The sequence below is a fragment of the Brevundimonas sp. genome (assembly GCF_050729455.1).
Taxonomy (GTDB): Bacteria; Pseudomonadota; Alphaproteobacteria; order Caulobacterales; family Caulobacteraceae; genus Brevundimonas.
This window is the reverse complement of record NZ_JBOHLI010000037.1, coordinates 1-15,294: the sequence shown is the minus strand read 5'-3', so window position 1 is coordinate 15,294 and position 15,294 is coordinate 1. Positions and strand designations below refer to the sequence as shown.

At 69.3% G+C, this 15,294-nt stretch carries 13 protein-coding genes and 1 pseudogene; 7 read left to right on the top strand and 7 right to left on the bottom strand.

The window, feature by feature from the left end; genetic code table 11:
* Window positions 1-14: 14 nt before the first annotated feature.
* A complete protein-coding gene (locus tag ACREEF_RS10440) occupies window positions 15-218 on the bottom strand; it encodes a twin transmembrane helix small protein (RefSeq protein ID WP_431565516.1) in 204 nt (67 codons plus the stop codon).
* A 376-nt stretch (window positions 219-594) separates the two neighbouring features.
* Here ACREEF_RS10440 and ACREEF_RS10435 point away from each other — a divergent pair.
* Window positions 595-822 (top strand): annotated as a pseudogene (locus ACREEF_RS10435) (TonB-dependent receptor plug domain-containing protein); the annotation flags it as partial.
* Here the strand turns inward: ACREEF_RS10435 and ACREEF_RS10430 are convergent.
* Window positions 738-938 (bottom strand): hypothetical protein, encoded by a 201-nt coding sequence (locus ACREEF_RS10430; RefSeq protein WP_431565537.1) that lies wholly within the window; start codon window positions 936-938, stop codon window positions 738-740. The pseudogene ACREEF_RS10435 and the gene ACREEF_RS10430 overlap by 85 nt on opposite strands.
* A gap of 270 nt (window positions 939-1,208) precedes the next feature.
* Here ACREEF_RS10430 and ACREEF_RS10425 point away from each other — a divergent pair, with 270 nt between their 5' ends.
* Both ACREEF_RS10425 and ACREEF_RS10420 read left to right on the top strand, forming a co-directional pair.
* Window positions 1,209-2,531: a TonB-dependent receptor domain-containing protein gene (locus ACREEF_RS10425; protein WP_431565515.1), complete on the top strand. Its 1,323-nt coding sequence runs from the start codon at window positions 1,209-1,211 to the stop codon at window positions 2,529-2,531.
* A 101-nt stretch (window positions 2,532-2,632) separates the two neighbouring features.
* Window positions 2,633-3,754, top strand: coding sequence for a hypothetical protein (locus tag ACREEF_RS10420; RefSeq protein ID WP_431565514.1), 1,122 nt, complete (start codon window positions 2,633-2,635; stop codon window positions 3,752-3,754).
* Window positions 3,755-3,828: 74 nt separating this feature from the next.
* On the opposite strand, the gene ahcY is transcribed toward ACREEF_RS10420, so the two are convergent.
* On the bottom strand, window positions 3,829-5,220 hold the full coding sequence (gene ahcY / locus ACREEF_RS10415) for an adenosylhomocysteinase (RefSeq protein ID WP_431565513.1): 1,392 nt from the start codon (window positions 5,218-5,220) through the stop codon (window positions 3,829-3,831).
* A 224-nt stretch (window positions 5,221-5,444) separates the two neighbouring features.
* Here ahcY and ACREEF_RS10410 point away from each other — a divergent pair, with 224 nt between their 5' ends.
* The 3 genes from ACREEF_RS10410 (at window position 5,445) to bioB (ending at window position 9,440) form a co-directional block, all read left to right on the top strand.
* Window positions 5,445-6,929, top strand: a complete 1,485-nt coding sequence (locus ACREEF_RS10410) for a methyl-accepting chemotaxis protein (protein WP_431565512.1) — start codon at window positions 5,445-5,447, stop codon at window positions 6,927-6,929.
* Window positions 6,930-7,015: 86 nt separating this feature from the next.
* On the top strand, window positions 7,016-8,356 hold the full coding sequence (locus ACREEF_RS10405) for an amidohydrolase family protein (RefSeq protein WP_431565511.1): 1,341 nt from the start codon (window positions 7,016-7,018) through the stop codon (window positions 8,354-8,356).
* A gap of 67 nt (window positions 8,357-8,423) precedes the next feature.
* The gene (bioB, locus tag ACREEF_RS10400; RefSeq protein ID WP_431565510.1) at window positions 8,424-9,440 is read left to right on the top strand and encodes a biotin synthase BioB; all 1,017 of its coding nucleotides are present in this window, start codon (window positions 8,424-8,426) and stop codon (window positions 9,438-9,440) included.
* Here the strand turns inward: bioB and ACREEF_RS10395 are convergent.
* On the bottom strand, window positions 9,437-11,131 hold the full coding sequence (locus ACREEF_RS10395; RefSeq protein ID WP_431565509.1) for a sensor histidine kinase: 1,695 nt from the start codon (window positions 11,129-11,131) through the stop codon (window positions 9,437-9,439). The two genes, bioB and ACREEF_RS10395, sit on opposite strands and share 4 nt — an antisense overlap.
* Before the next feature lie 166 nt (window positions 11,132-11,297).
* Here ACREEF_RS10395 and ACREEF_RS10390 point away from each other — a divergent pair, with 166 nt between their 5' ends.
* Window positions 11,298-11,735: a SufE family protein gene (locus ACREEF_RS10390; protein ID WP_431565508.1), complete on the top strand. Its 438-nt coding sequence runs from the start codon at window positions 11,298-11,300 to the stop codon at window positions 11,733-11,735.
* Between the two features lie 364 nt (window positions 11,736-12,099).
* On the opposite strand, the gene ACREEF_RS10385 is transcribed toward ACREEF_RS10390, so the two are convergent.
* The 3 genes from ACREEF_RS10385 to ACREEF_RS10375 form a co-directional block, all read right to left on the bottom strand.
* On the bottom strand, window positions 12,100-13,299 hold the full coding sequence (locus ACREEF_RS10385; protein WP_431565507.1) for a divergent polysaccharide deacetylase family protein: 1,200 nt from the start codon (window positions 13,297-13,299) through the stop codon (window positions 12,100-12,102).
* A gap of 150 nt (window positions 13,300-13,449) precedes the next feature.
* Window positions 13,450-14,835 carry a S41 family peptidase gene (locus ACREEF_RS10380; protein ID WP_431565506.1) on the bottom strand — a complete coding sequence of 462 codons (1,386 nt, stop codon included), beginning with the start codon at window positions 14,833-14,835 and terminating at the stop codon, window positions 13,450-13,452.
* A 136-nt stretch (window positions 14,836-14,971) separates the two neighbouring features.
* Window positions 14,972-15,294 (bottom strand): peptidoglycan DD-metalloendopeptidase family protein (locus ACREEF_RS10375; protein ID WP_431565505.1); only part of this gene is annotated, 323 nt, incomplete at its 5' end.

Here is a 15,294-nt window from a genome sequence, read left to right as displayed (position 1 = left end):
TTTTCCGGGCGAGATCAGCCGCCGTGCGTGGCCTTCCACCACATCCCGCCGATCAGCAACAGCACCGCCGTGGCCTGCAAGACGATACGCAGCCGCATCAGCTTGTTCGAGTTCGAGCGAGCGAAGTCGCCGCCGCGATACAGGGTGTAGATGCCGAAGCCGAGGGTGACGACCACGGCCGCGATGACGATGAGGATCAGGATGTCGAAGATTTCCATGCCCGTCTTCTAGGCCTCCCGCCCTGTGCGCGCCAGCGTCCGCGCGCGACTGCGGCCCATGGCGAGATTGCGACCTAATCGCACACCCCGGTTGTCACTGCGACGCTTACGCTGTTGAGAGGCGTTCTCAAAATTACCGGGGCGCTTCATGTCTTCCTTCGCACTCTCTCGCCGTTCGACCCTGCTGGCCGCATCGGCGCTGGCCTCCTTCTCCCTGGGTCAGGCGGCGATGGCGGAGGACCTCGACCAGACGCAGACCGCGACCCAGAGCCCGACTCAGGTCGCCGACGTGGTCGTCACCGCCTCGGGCTTCGAGCAGCGCATCACCCAGGCCCCGGCCTCGATCAGCGTCGTCCCGCGCGCCCAGATCGAAGAGATGCGTGCGACCTCGGTCGCCGAAATCCTGACCAATGTCGAAGGCGTCGACGTGGGCGCGGCGGTCGGCAAGACCGGCGGCCAGACCATCAACATTCGCGGCATGGGCTCGGACTACACCCTGATCCTGATCGACGGCCGCCGTCAGAACACGGCCGGCAGCGTCACGCCGAACGGTTTCGGCGAAACCTCCAGCAGCTTCATGCCCCCGGTTTCGGCCATCGAGCGCATCGAGGTCGTGCGCGGCCCGGTCTCGACCCTGTACGGATCCGACGCGATGGGCGGGGTGGTCAACATCATCACCCGCAAGGTCGGCGACGTCTGGGGCGGATCGGCCTCGGCCAACTACACCCTGCAGGGCGACGACACGTTCGGCGCCATCTGGGGCGGCGACTTCTACGCCAACGGCCCGCTGGTGAAGGACCTGCTGGGTCTGGCGGTGCGCGGTTCCTATCTGACGCGCGAACAGTCCAGCCTGACGTTCGAGAACGTCGGCGGCGTCGAGACGCCCGTGACCGGCTTCGGCCGTAGCTCGACCGAGAACGAGATCTGGGCCCTGGGCGGGCGCCTGAGCCTGACCCCGCACGCGGACCACGACTGTGGCTGGACGTGGACGTGTCGCGCCAGTGGTACGACAACGCCAAGGGCCAGATGGGCACCAACACCACCGCCGGCGGCTATGGCGACGCGCTGGAGTTCAACCGCGACCAGGTCGCCCTGGCCCACAACTGGCGCCTGCCGTTTGGCGTGCTGGAATCCAACCTGTCCTATGGCAAGACCGAGACGGTGGGCCGCATCATCCCCAACGGCGTGGCCGGGGCCGGCGGCGCGCGCGATCTGGTGTCGGAAAACACCATCTTCGACACCAAGCTCTTCTCGCAGTGGCGCAACCACAGCTTCACCGTCGGCGGCCAGTACTGGGACGCCGAGATGGTCGACGGCGTGGCCCCGACGACCTTCGAGCACACCCAGTGGGCCCTGTTCGCCGAGGACGAATGGCGCTTCACCGACAGCCTGGCCCTGACGCTCGGCGCGCGCCACGACGATCACTCCAAGTTCGGCGGCCATTTCAGCCCGCGCGCCTATCTGGTGTGGAACGCCTCGCCCGAGTGGACCCTCAAGGGCGGCGTCAGCCAGGGCTTCAAGACCCCGCGCCTGGAACAGCTGGCCGAGGGCATCAACGGCTTCGGCGCGCAAGGCCGCCTCCCCCTGCTGGGCTCGCCGGGCCTGAAGCCCGAGACCTCGACCTCCAGCGAAATCGCCGTCTTCTATGACAACGGCTCGACCTTCCGCGCCAATGTCACCGTCTTCAACAACGAATTCCAGGACAAGATCGCCGCCGGCGCGCCGCTGACGAACTGCACCTTCGGCCTGACGCGGGCGCAGTATGACGCCGGGACCTATAACAAGACTGGCTGCACCGACGTCGGCTTCTGGGCCGCCTACGCCACCTTCAGCCAGCAGGTGAACGTGGACGAGGCCGTCACGCGCGGCGTCGAGGCGGCGGCGCGCTGGCGCTTCGCGCCCGACTGGACCCTGTCGGGCAACTACACCTACACCGACAGCGAGCAGAAGTCGGGCGCGGCCAAGGGCCAGCCCCTGACCGACACCCCCGAGCACATGGTCAACGCCAGCCTGCGCTGGAACGCCACGGACCAGATGAACCTGTGGCTGCGCGGCGAATATCGCTCGGAGCGCTTCCGCGGCCTGGGCGCCGCCCGCGACGCCTGGGGCGACTACAAGGCCTATGAGCTGTTCCACCTGGGCGGATCGTACGACGTGACCGAGCGGGTCACGATCAACGCCACGATCTACAACCTGTTCAACAAGGACTTCGTCAGCCTCAAGCCCTACGGCGCGCCGGTCGCCTATGCGCCGGAATACGCCAACAACCAGGAGCCGCGTCGTCTCTGGGTGTCGGTGACGACGACCTTCTGATCCCCCTTTCCTCCCCAAACTGACAGGGCCGCCTCTGCTGAGGCGGCCCTCTTTCTTTTCAGCTAAGCCGTTAGTCATCTTTGCCGGGCAGACAGGCCGACATGACTGATCGCGCCGTCCGCAATCTGGAACATCTGCGCCGCTCCGCCTCAACGGCGCGGGTGCTGAACCTGCTCAAGGTCTTTGACGAACATGGCGAGACCGACGATTGGGCCGAGCGCCCCATGTTCCGCACCCCGGCGCTGAACACCGCCCTGATCATCAAGCACCGGCTGCGCCGCAACGAGACCGACTCCTTTCCCGGCCGGCGCCAGGTGGCGACCAAGGTGGTGGTGCCGATCGATGGCGCCGACCTGAAGACCGGGGGCCGCTTCGTCTTCGTCAACCAGATCGGCTTCGAGCGCGCCATGCAGGAGGCCTTCGGCATCGCCCCTGACCATCCTGACCTGAAGACCCTGCGGCTGATGGATCAGCTGCCGTCGCTGGATCCCTTCCTGCTGCGCGAACAGCTGCGGCGTGGCGAGGTGGACGCCGCCCCCTGCTATTTCGCGCTCAGTCAGGCCGACCTCGAGAAAATGCTGGCCTTCGTGCAGAAGGAGATCGAACCCCTGGTCACACTCAGCATGGGCGGCGGGGTGGCGGCGGTCGGCTCGACCGCGCGCATGGCGTCGAAAATCCTGTCCAACGCGCCGGGCGACCGGCTGGAAGCGCTGCGCACGACCCTCAAGCTCGAGCCCGAGCAATACCAGGAGGGCGTCTTCTGCTGGAAGGGCTTCCTCTACTACAAGTGGGCCCTGGCCAGCCTGATGATCGACATCGTCAACGTCGCCGATGAGGTGGGGGCGGTGCAGCCGGTCGGTCCCAGCGACCGCGCCGCCAAGGAGTATATCGAACGCGGCCGCGCCGTCCTGCGCAGCCGGATCATGAAGACCTGCGAAGAGGTCAGCCGCACTCTGCGCTACTACGACGACGCCTATGTGGGGCTGACGCGCGAGGGCAATCCCATCGCCTTCCGGGACTTCCTTCTGGAAGCCCCGACCCTGTTCGCGCGGCTGGGCGACCAGCTGGGCGCGGTGCAGCACATCGTCAGCTTCTGGCGCTTCCGTTTCGGACCCAAGGCCCCGCCGGTCGGGGTCGAGGAGCTGATCGACATCTTCATGGATTTCGAGACCGGGCTGATGGGCCGCGAGACCGACGCCTACGACCCGCGCGACGCGGCGTAAGGCCCGAAGCGAACAAAGAAAAACCCCGCGCCGTCGCCGGCGCGGGGTTCTTTCGTTCAGGCCTACGGCAGGCCCTAGTAGCGGTAGTGTTCCGGCTTGAACGGACCCTCGGTCGGGACCGAGATGTAGTCGGCCTGGGCCTGGGTCAGCTTGGTCAGCTTGGCGCCCAGCTTGGCCAGGTGGAGGAAGGCGACCTTCTCGTCCAGGTGCTTGGGCAGGGTGTAGACCTTGTTCTCGTAGGCCGAGACATTGGTCCACAGCTCGATCTGGGCCAGGGTCTGGTTGGTGAAGGAGGCGCTCATCACGAAGGACGGGTGACCCGTGGCGTTGCCCAGGTTCACCAGACGGCCTTCCGACAGCAGGATGATCTTGTTGCCGTCCGGGAATTCGATGTGGTGGACCTGATCCTTGATCTTGTCCCACTTGAAGTTCTTCAGGCCCGCGACCTGAATTTCCGAGTCGAAGTGGCCGATGTTGCAAACGATGGCGTTGTTCTTCATCCGGCGCATATGATCGACCGTGATGACGTCCTTGTTGCCGGTCGTCGTGACGTAGATGTCCGCCTTGTCGGCGACGTCGTCCAGGGTCTGGACCTCATAGCCTTCCATCGCCGCCTGCAGGGCGCAGATCGGGTCGATTTCCGTAACGATGACGCGGGCGCCGCCGTTGCGCAGCGAAGCGGCCGAGCCCTTGCCCACGTCGCCGTAGCCGCAGACCACCGCGACCTTGCCCGACAGCATGACGTCGGTGCCGCGACGGATGGCGTCGACCAGGCTCTCACGGCAGCCGTACAGGTTGTCGAACTTGGACTTGGTGACGCTGTCGTTGACGTTGATCGCCGGGAAGGGCAGCTCGCCGCGCTCGGCCATCTGGTACAGGCGGTGGACGCCCGTGGTCGTCTCTTCCGACACGCCGCCGATGGCGTCGCGGATGGCCGAGTAGAAGCCGGGCTTCTCGGCGATGTAGCGCTTCATCACCGCGAACAGGGCTTCTTCTTCCTCGTTCTGCGGGTTCGACAGGACCGAGATGTCCTTCTCGGCCTTCGGGCCGAGCACGCACAGAAGGGTGGCGTCGCCGCCGTCGTCGAGGATCAGGTTCGGATAGCCGCCGTCGGCCCATTCGAAGATCTTGTGGGCGTAGTCCCAGTATTCCACCAGGGTCTCGCCCTTGGTGGCGAAGACCGGCGTGCCGGCGGCGGCGATGGCGGCGGCGGCGTGGTCCTGGGTCGAGAAGATGTTGCACGAGGCCCAGCGCACTTCGGCGCCCAGGGCTTCCAGCGTCTGGATCAAGACCGCCGTCTGGATGGTCATGTGCAGGCTGCCGGCGATGCGGGCGCCCTTCAGCGGCTGGGCCGCGCCGTATTCCTCGCGCAGCGCCATCAGGCCCGGCATTTCGGTTTCGGCGATGGCGATTTCCTTGTTGCCGAAATCGGCCAGGGAAATGTCGCGAACGATGTAGTCGGTCATGAAGGGGTTCTCGCGGCGGAATTTTTCAAGGCGTCGCTATAGCGCGCCCGGCCCGACGGGGCAATCAACATATAAGGATAGCTTTATATGACAGTCCCAGCAGAGGCTTCGAAGCGCCTACGGGTTTCTACGCACCCCCTCCTTAAGGACCGCAATACCCCTAAGAAATAAATGGATATCTGGGCGCGCTCCCCTGCGCCCGAGTTCCAGAAGAGACGACGAAAATGGCGGGCGAAAACATCGGCCACCGCATGGGCTTCATGGGCCTGGGTCAGGCTTCAGCCGGCTATAGCGCCATGGGACCGCTGCTGCGCCGCGAGACGCCGCTGGCCCTGGCCGCCTTTTATGACCGGGTGCGGGCCGAGCCGATCACGCGCAGCTTCTTCCGCGACGAGACCCATATAAGCGCGGCCAGCAAGGCCCAGCAGCGCCACTGGGACGCCATCATCGACGGCCGCGCCGACGAGGACTACGCCAAGTCCGTGCGCACCATCGGCCATGTCCACGCCCGCATCGGCCTGGAGCCGCGCTGGTACATTGGCGGCTACAGCGTCATCCTGGCCCACCTGACCCGCGCCATCGCCGAACGGCCGCGGAAATTCTGGGCCAACAGGCGCGAGCACGACCGCGTCACCGCCGAGGCGATCGCCGAACTGACCCAGCGGGTCATGCTCGACATGGATCTGGCCATCTCCATCTACCTCGACGTGCTGCAAGAGCAGCGCGACAAGGTTCAGGCCGCTCACGCCGAAGCCGAGGCGCGTCAGACCGAGGTGGTCCGCGCCCTGGGCGCCGCCCTGCACGATCTGGCCGAGAACGACCTGTCGGCGACCATTCCGGGCGTCTTCCCCGAGGAATACCGCAGCCTGCAGAACGACTTCCACGCCGCCACCCGCGCCCTGCGCACCGCCGTCCGCTCCGTGGCCGACAGCGTCGAGGGCCTGAGCGCCGGCTCCAGCCAATTGGCCACCGCCTCGGAAGATCTGGCCAGCCGCACCGAGCGTCAGGCCGCCAACCTGGAACGCACCGTGGCCGAGGCCGACGCCATCGCCCGCGCCGTGGCCTCGACCGCCGACAACGCCCGCCAGACCGCAGAAGCCCTGGCCGCCGCCCGCGTCGATGTCGAGGACAGCAGCCAGGTGGTCGGCGAGGCCGTCGCCGCCATCCACGCCATCGCCGAATCCTCGACCGGCATCGCCCGCTTCACCAGCCTGATCGACGAGATCGCCTTCCAGACCAATCTGCTGGCGTTGAACGCCGGGGTCGAAGCCGCCCGCGCCGGCGACGCCGGTCGCGGCTTCGCCGTGGTGGCCCAGGAAGTCCGCGCCCTGGCGCAGCGCTCGTCAGAGGCCTCCGGCGAAATCCGCACCCTGATCTCGACCTCCTCGGCCCAGGTAGCGCGCGGCGTCGATCTGGTCGAACGCACCGGCGAGGCGCTGGAGCGCATCGGCGGCCGCGTCGTGGCCATCGACGGCCTGGCCGGCGGCATCGCCGGTTCGGCCCAGGACCAGGCCGAGGGCCTGGCCCGCGTCCGCCGCACCATGGGCGAGATGGACGACATCACCCAGCAGAACGCCGCCATGACGGAAGAGGCCACCGCCGCGGCCCGTCAGCTGGCCAACGAGGCGGTCAGCCTGAACCAGCAGGTCGGACGCTTCCGTCTGGATCGCGGTGCGTCCGGCGCCCCGCATCTGCGCGCGGTCAACTGATCAAAGCACAGGGCTGCGTTTAGAGACTGGCGCATGACGCGGCGCGCGGCTTAACTCCCCCGAAAGTTCAAGGGGGAGTTTCGACCATGAAGACCATGCTGACGAGCGCCGTCTGCGCCCTAGCGCTGACGGCGGCCCTGCCTGTCGCGGCCCAAACCGCGTCGGCCCAGACGACGCCCACGCCCGGCGCCGTGACCCTGATCCAGGCCGGGCGGCTGCTGGACCATCCCGGCCGGGCGCCGCGCGGCCCTTCGACCGTGGTGGTGCGCGACGGCAAGGTGGTCGAGATCCGCGACGGCTTCGTCGACGCATCAAGCTTCCCCGGCGCCGCCGTCGTCGATCAGCGCGACCGCTTCGTCCTGCCCGGCCTGATCGACAGCCATGTGCACCTGGTGTCGGACGTCGCGGGCCAGGCCGGCTTCCTGGCCGGGGTGACGGACAATCTGCCGGTCCACGCCTACAGCGCCGCCATGAACGCGCGAAAGACGCTGATGGCGGGCTTCACCACCGTGCGCAATCTGGGCGACAGCGGCGGCGTCACCCTGGCCCTGCGGACCGAGACGGCGGCCCACCGACTGCCGGGGCCGCGCATTCTCGACGCGGGCAACAGCATCTCGACCACCTCGGGCCACATGGACGGCCGGCTGGGCTTCAACGACGACCTGCGCGAGCACGTGGCCCACGACAATGTCTGCGACGGCGTGGACGGCTGCCGCGAGGCGGTGCGGCTGCAGGTCGGGCGCGGCGTCGATCTGATCAAGATCGCCACCACCGGCGGCGTCAACAGCCGCATCGGCGCCGGCCTGGGCGCCCAGATGTTCGAGGACGAGGCCAAGGCCCTGATCGACACGGCCCACCTGTACGGCAAGAAGGTCGCGGTCCACGCCCACGGGGTCGAGGGCATCAACCTGGCCCTGCGGATGGGCGCCGATTCGATCGAGCACGGCACCATCTTCGACGACGAGACCCTGCAGCTTCTGCGCCGCACGCGCGCCTACTACGTGCCGACCCTGTCGGTGGTGAACGGCTACACCGAGCGGCTGGCCGCCGACCCCGAGGCCTATCCGCCCGAGGTCCTGCCCAAGATCCGCTGGCGCATCCAGATCACCGGCCAGTCGCTGCAGCGCGCCGTCCCCGCCGGGGTGCGCATCGCCTTCGGCACCGACGCGGGCGTGTCCAAGCACGGCCGCAACGCCGACGAATTCGAACTGATGGTCAAGAACGGCATGACCCCGGCGACCGCCATCGAGGCCGCCACCGTCAACGCCGCCGACCTTCTGGGCCTGTCGCAGGAGATCGGCACCCTGGAAGCGGGCAAGCGGGCCGACGTCATCGCCGTGGCGGGCGACCCGCTGAGCGACGTGACGACGCTGAAGACCGTGGCCTTCGTCATGCGCGACGGCCGCATCTACAAGGACGAGCGCTGAGCCAAAGAACGGCAGCGCGTGACTTCCGGCTTGGCCGCGTCGCCGTGCGCGGCTAATCCGTCGTTCCATGGCTGACGACGCTTCGATCCGACCCGCCCGCGATCTCTCGATCCCCCGTCACGACTGGACGCTGGAGGAGGTCGAGGCCCTGTTCGCCCGCCCCTTCATGGAGCTGGTGTTCGATGCCGCGACGGTGCACCGCGCTGCCTTCGACCCCAGCGAGGTGCAGAAGTCCCAGCTGCTGTCGGTCAAGACCGGCGGCTGCGCCGAGAACTGCGGCTACTGCTCGCAGTCGGCCAGCTTCAAGACCGGCCTCAAGGCCGAGAAGCTGATGGAGCCGACCGCCGTCATCGCCGAGGCCATGGCGGCCAAGGCCGGCGGGGCCAGCCGCTTCTGCATGGGCGCCGCCTGGCGCGAGCTGAAGGACCGCGACACGCCCAAGCTGGCGGCCATGATCTCGGGCGTGAAGGCGCTGGGTCTGGAGACCTGCGCCACCCTGGGCATGCTGAACGCCGACCAGGCGAAACAGCTCAAGGACGCGGGCCTCGACTACTACAACCATAACCTCGACACCGGGCCGGAATACTACGCCGAGGTGGTGACGACCCGCACCTATAAGGACCGGCTGGAGACCCTGCAGCACGTCCGCGACGCGGGCATGAGCACCTGCTGCGGCGGCATCGTCGGCATGGGCGAGAAGCGCCGCGACCGCGCCGGCCTGCTGCACGCCCTGGCCACCCTGCCCGCCCACCCCGACAGCCTGCCGGTCAACGCCCTGGTCCCCGTCGGCGGCACGCCCCTGGGCGAGCGGGTGCTGAAGGAGGGCGAGATCGACCCGATCGAGTTCGTCCGCACCGTGGCCGTCGCCCGTCTGGTCTGCCCGCAGTCGATGGTCCGCCTGTCGGCCGGTCGCGAAGGCATGACGCCGGAGATGCAGGCCTTGTGCTTCCTGGCCGGCGCCAACTCCATCTTCGTCGGCGGCAAGCTGCTGACCACGCCCAACCCGGAAGAGGACGACGACGCCAAGCTGTTCGCCCTTCTGGACCTCAAGCCCATGCCGCTGAAGGTCGAGGCGCGGGGCTAGGCGCTTCGGTTCAGCGGAATGACCTCGGCCTCGCCGTCCACGGCGGGGCGAGCCACGACGACGGGCAGTCGGATGGTCACGGCCGTGCCCGCGCCCGGCGTGCTGTCGAGGCTCATCGTTCCCTGATGCAGTTCGGCCAGGGAGCGGACCAGAGACAGGCCCAGCCCGGTCCCCTGCGCCCTCTGCTCGGCGCCGCCGGCCTGTTCGAACGGGCGGCCCAACCGGGCCAGGTCTTCGGGCGCGACGCCGACGCCGGTGTCGGCCACGCTCAGCTCCAGGGTCGCGCCCAAGGCCTCGGCGGTGACGGTCACTGAACCGCCCGACGGCGTGAATTTCACCGCATTGGACAAGAGGTTCAGCAGCATCTGCTTCACGGCGCGGCGGTCCGCGGCGACGGTCAGGGCCTCGGGCGGCAGGACAGCGGCCAGCTCGACTCCCTTGTCGTCGGCCTGAACCCGCACCAGGGCCAGGGCCGCCGACACCGCCTCGCGCACGTCGAAGCGTTCGATGCTCAGATCGTATCGGTCCGCCTCGATCCGGCTGACGTCCAGCACGTCGTTGATCAGAGCCAGCAGGTGCCCGCCCGCCGTGTGGATCGAGTCCGCGTACTCGGCGTAGCGGTCGGAGATCGGGCCGAACAGGCGCTGGCGCATGATGTCCGAGAAGCCGATCACGGCGTTCAGGGGGGTGCGCAGTTCGTGGCTCATATGGGCCAGGAAGCGGGTCTTGCCCGCGCTCTGGGCCTCAGCCTCGAGACGAGCGGCGTCCAGGCCTTCCTCGCGGGCGTGCTGCAAGCTGGCGTCCAGCGCCACGGCGATCAGGCGCGGCGGCTCGCCCGCCTTCGCCGCCTGACGGCGCAGCACCAGAAGGATGCGGCGATCCAGCGCCAGACGCGGGGCGAACCGCACCTGGGCTTCTGACCCGGCAACGGCCTTGGCCAGGGCGGCCAGAACCGCCGGACGGTCGGGCGCATGGACGGCGGCGACCAGCCCCTCCTCGAACAGGGGGTCGACCGGCAGGGCCGCCGGCGCCGCGCCATAGGCCGCCAGCGGCGCCCCCGAGGCGTCCAACACCAGGGTCAGGCCCGGCTGACCGGCCAGCACCGTCTCGACCTGGGCCACCGCCCCCTCGACGGCGTCAAGGCGGCGGGCCTGCGTCCCGGCGCTGAGGCGGAAGGCCAGGGCCGCCGCGCCGACCGTCAGCAGGGCCGACAGGGTCGCCATGCCGGGCGAGGCGGCGGGCGCGCCGTTCACCCCCGTCGCCGCCAGACCGACCACCGCCGCCATCGCTGTCCCCAGCAGACCGAACGGCGCCCAGCGCGATGATCCGAGAGCGACGGCGGCGGCCAGAGACATGAAGACGAAGCCGCCCAGCGGCCCGGTCAGCCCGCCCGACAGCCCCGACGCCGCGACCGCAGCCAGACACCAGGCCGCCAGCAGGGCTGCTCTCACGCTGCGCCCGTCGCGCGCCAGCAGGACCAGCCCCAGCAGACCCGGCGTCGCCATGGCGAGGGCGGCCGAGGCGCCCAGGCCCGCGGCCCCACTCTCGCGTCCCAGCCAGTCCCCGGCCAGCGCCGTCAGCCCCACCGCCGCCGCCCAGCCCGCGTGCCAGGCGGCCACGGCGGCGCCGTCCCGGGCGTCAGGCGCGTCGGGCGAACGGATCGGCTCGAACAGGGCGGGCGGAGGCTTCAATCCGAGCCTTTGAGACGGTTGCTTCAACCGCGCAGTCTAGCCCCCGACCAAGGCCGACCAAAGGCCGCTCGCCTCGCGGGCGACTGTCCCAAAACGGCGCAGGACATCGATCCGGGAAGGCGCGTGGGCGGTTGTCGTCCGGGCCGCCGGGCCCTATGTCGCCCGCATGACCTCGACCGACGCCCTTCCCGCCCTGACCCTCGACGAAACCCTGGCCGAACTGGTCGAGGAGTTCGATCTGCTGGGCGATTGGGAAGGCCGGATCGAATACGTCATCGACCTGGGCAAGGGTCTGCCGCTCCTACCCGATGAGGCCCGCGTCGAGGCGAACAAGGTGCCGGGCTGCGCGGCCCAGGTCTGGCTGTCGACCCGCCGCGCCGACGGCCGGCTGTTCTTCGACGCCGACAGCGACAGCGCCCTGTCCAAGGGCAATATCGCCCTGCTGCTGAAACTCTATTCCGGCCGCCTCCCGGCCGAGATCCTGGCTTTCGACGCCCGCGCGGCGCTGGACCGCCTCGGCCTGCCCGCCGCCCTCACCCGCCAGCGCGCCAACGGCCTGAACAGCATGGTCGGACGGATTCGCGAGGCGGCGGCGCAGGGGTGATCCACAGCCGCAGCGGCGCCATGCCGCTGGCGTCGAACACAAAAACCAACATTATCCACAGCGCCTAACATTTGATGGCGACGGCCGCGGCCGGACGATGGCCAATGCGCGCATGGAACCCTTGGGGGAAGCTGACCGCGCAATGGACGCCCTGTGGCGAGGCCTCTACGGTCAGCCCCTGCCGATCCGCGGCGCGCCGGCTCTGGCCCTCAAGGTCATACTCAGTTGCGAGAGGCATCGATGGACATCAGAACCCGCCGCAGACGCTCAGCCTGGACGCTCTCCCCCTTCGAGGGCCTGCTCCTGATTTTGGCGACCACCTCGTTTGGCGCGGCCTGCCTCTCGGCGGCCCTGGTCTAGCCCTCTAGCGTCCCGGACGCCGCGTCATGGCCGAAGCCGGCGCCAGTTGCAGGCCGCGCGCCTCCAGCCCCGCCGTCCAGCGGGCGGCGGCTTCGACGGTGACGGGATAGCTGAAGCCCGCCCCCATGGCGGCGCCGCGGGTCTTGGCGGCGGCTTCCAGGGCGTTGAGCTGGCCCATGATGGCGGCCGGGTTCTGGGTCTCGTCGATGACGCGGTCGGCGCTGGCGCGGGCGAAGGCGCCGGGCTTCCTGCGCATGGAGCCGTCGTCGAGGAAGGCCACCCCACGCTGACGCAGCACGGTCAGCATGGCGCCCATGCCCTCATCCGAGGTCGCGAAGCGGTCGCCCAGATAGTTGGTCACGCCGAAATAGCCGGTCGCGCGGCCCAGCAGCCAGTCCAGCTTGGCCTCGACGTCGTCGGCGCCGCCGCTGGCCAGCAGGGTGTAGGGGCCGGGATCGTTGTCGGGATAGCCGGTAGGCTCCATCGGCAGCTCGATCATCACCTCATGGCCCTGGGCGCGGGCCAGGTCGATCCAGCCCTGCAGCCCCTCGGCGTAGGGGACGAAGCTGAGCGTCACCTCGGCGGGCAGGCGTTCGATGGCGGCGCGGGTGGTGACGGCGTTCAGCCCCAGGCCGCCGACGACCAGAGACACCATGGGCTTGCCGTTCGAACGGAACGGGCGGGCATAGGCCTGGGCCGGGACGCGGCCGTCCGGCGCGATGCGCGGCAGGGGGCCGTTGGGACCGGGCGAGAACAGGCCGGCGATCGGCGCCTTGGGCAGGGGATTCGAGGGCGCCCGCACCGGGGCGGCGATGGCCGAGCCGCCCGCCACGCTGGCGCCGTCCGGCAGGGTGATCAGGGCCTCGCCCCCGGCGGCGCCGTTGGGGTCCAGCGGATCGCCGCCAGCCAGATCCTGATAGAGGTCCAGACCGCTCATGGCGAAGGCGTCGGCGCCGGTGGGGGCCGGATCGGCGGCGGCGGCCGGGCGTTGCAGCGCCACCCGAGCCGAGGGGGCGCCCGCGCCGGGGTCGCCCAGAACGGCGACGAACAGGGCCCCGGCGGCCAGGACGAAGACGCCCGCGGCAGCCACGGCGACCGGCGGCTTCTTCAGCGCGGCGACGAAGGTGTCGAGGCTGGCGCGCGAACGGGCCTCCGGCGGCAGGCCGGCGGCGGCGGCGAGAGCGGACTGGCGCTTGGCGAACATGGACAGGGCGGCGCTCGGACGACAGGGGCGGGACTGGGGCGCCGCACGACGCGGTTCCCCTCGATCCTCACTTATCCCCAGCGCCGGTTAAGAAACCCTAACGCTGCATTCACCACGTTGACGCCGGCCGCCGGGCCGGACCGAAACCGATCAGTCCGGGGTCGCGCCGTCGGGGCTGGGCGTCCCGGCCTCGGCCGTCTCGATCGGCTTGGCGCCCGGTTCGGTGACCACGACGTTCGTCGGCGCGGCGGCCAGGCGGGTCAGGTCGCCGCCCGCGCGCAGCACGTCCAGGGCGCGTTGCAGCTGATAGTCCTTGGTCTTGTCGAACTCCGGCCCCGGCGCCTCGTGCGGGGTGTGCGGCCCCTTACGCTCGGCCCCGATGGAGGCGTCCAGCGCCGTGGCGTAGGCAGCCTCGGAATAGATGAAGCTGGAGCGCGAGACGATGCGCGCCTCGGCCTCGGATCGCGCCACCTCCAGGTCCGGCTCGATGCCGATCTTCTGGATCGAGCGGCCCGACGGCGTGTAATAGCGCCCCGTGGTGATCGACAGGGCGCCGTCCGAACCGCCGCGCAAGGGGATCACCGTCTGCACCGACCCCTTGCCGAAGCTGGTCAGGCCGACGACCGTGGCCCGCTCCTGGTCCTTCAGGGCGCCGGCGACGATTTCCGAGGCCGAGGCCGAACCGTAGTTGATCAGAACCACCACCGGCAGGCCGCCGGTCAGGTCACCCGACTTGGCGGCGTAGCGTTCGATGTCGTCGGGCTTGCGGCCGCGCTGGCTGACGATCTCGCCGCGCTCCAGGAAGGCGTCCGACACGTCGATGGCGGCGGTCAGCAGGCCGCCGCCGTTGTTGCGCAGGTCCAGAACAAAGCCCTTGATGCCGGGCTTCTCGGCCTTGAGACGGTTGATCGTCTCGGTCAGTTCGCGGCCCGTATTCTCGTTGAAGGTCGAGATGCGCAGATAGCCGAAGTCGCCCTCCAGACGGCCGGAGACGGATTCGACCTTGATGACCTCGCGGGTCAGGACGACCTCGCGCGGCTCTTCGCCGTCGCGCAGGAAGGTGACGGTGACGCTGGCGCCGATGGCGCCGCGCAGTTTTTCGGAGACTTCGGACACGGTCAGGCCGGCGGCGTTCTGGCCGTCGATGGCGCTGATGACGTCGCCCGCCTGGACGCCCGCGCGACCGGCGGGGCTGTCGTCCATCGGCGAGATGACCTTCACCAGGCCGCCCTCGGAGGTGATGGTCAGGCCGACGCCGGAATACTCGCCCGTGGTCCGCTCGCGCAGGTCGCCATAGGACTTGGCCGGCAGATAGTTGGAGTGCGGGTCCAGCGCCGTCATCATGCCCGACAGCGCGGCCTCGATCAGCTTCTTGTTGTCGACCGGCACCACATAGGCCTGCTCGACGATGCCCAGGACGTCGCCGAACATCTGCAGCATCCGGAAGGTCTCGTTGCGCGGGGTCTGGCTGGCGACAGCCGCCGCCGATCCGCCCAGGGCCAGGGCGGCGCAACCGATGAGAAGCAGTTTACGCATTCGGTGTCTTTCCATCGGACCCGCGCGGGCTCCGGTCGTCCAGGGAGGCGCAGGCGCGTTCAGACGCCGACGTCGGATGGGACGATACAATCAGCCTCGGCGCGGATTTGAAAGGACTTTCGCGCTATTGCAGCCCCTACTGAAGCCAAGGCGCGGGATCGATCGGCCGTTCGTCACGGCGCAGCTCGAAATAGGCCTCACCCTCCTCGCCCGTACGGCCCAGGGCCTGGCCGTCGCCGACCCTCTGCCCGGTCTCAACCGACAGCTGGTCCAGCCCCGCCACCACCACGCGCCAGCCGGGGCCGAGGTCCAGAATGACCACCTCGCCCCACTCCTTCAACGGCCCGGCGTAGGCGACGCGGGCGGCGGCCGGGGCGGCGATGACTTCGTGGCTGGAACGCCAGCGCCAGCCGCTGGAGCCGCCGCCGAAGCGCTGCGACGGCGCGCCCTGAACCGGGG

Excerpts from the sequence above, each read along its gene's own strand:
- ACREEF_RS10420 (WP_431565514.1), top strand. The coding sequence starts at position 2,633 with ATGACTGATCGCGCCGTCCGCAATCTGGAACATCTGCGCCGCTCCGCC.
- ACREEF_RS10405 (WP_431565511.1), top strand. The coding sequence starts at position 7,016 with ATGAAGACCATGCTGACGAGCGCCGTCTGCGCCCTAGCGCTGACGGCG.
- ACREEF_RS10410 (WP_431565512.1), top strand. The coding sequence starts at position 5,445 with ATGGCGGGCGAAAACATCGGCCACCGCATGGGCTTCATGGGCCTGGGT.
- ACREEF_RS10440 (WP_431565516.1), bottom strand. The coding sequence starts at position 218 with ATGGAAATCTTCGACATCCTGATCCTCATCGTCATCGCGGCCGTGGTC.
- bioB (WP_431565510.1), top strand. The coding sequence starts at position 8,424 with ATGGCTGACGACGCTTCGATCCGACCCGCCCGCGATCTCTCGATCCCC.
- ACREEF_RS10380 (WP_431565506.1), bottom strand. The coding sequence starts at position 14,835 with ATGCGTAAACTGCTTCTCATCGGTTGCGCCGCCCTGGCCCTGGGCGGA.
- ahcY (WP_431565513.1), bottom strand. The coding sequence starts at position 5,220 with ATGACCGACTACATCGTTCGCGACATTTCCCTGGCCGATTTCGGCAAC.
- ACREEF_RS10385 (WP_431565507.1), bottom strand. The coding sequence starts at position 13,299 with ATGTTCGCCAAGCGCCAGTCCGCTCTCGCCGCCGCCGCCGGCCTGCCG.
- ACREEF_RS10390 (WP_431565508.1), top strand. The coding sequence starts at position 11,298 with ATGACCTCGACCGACGCCCTTCCCGCCCTGACCCTCGACGAAACCCTG.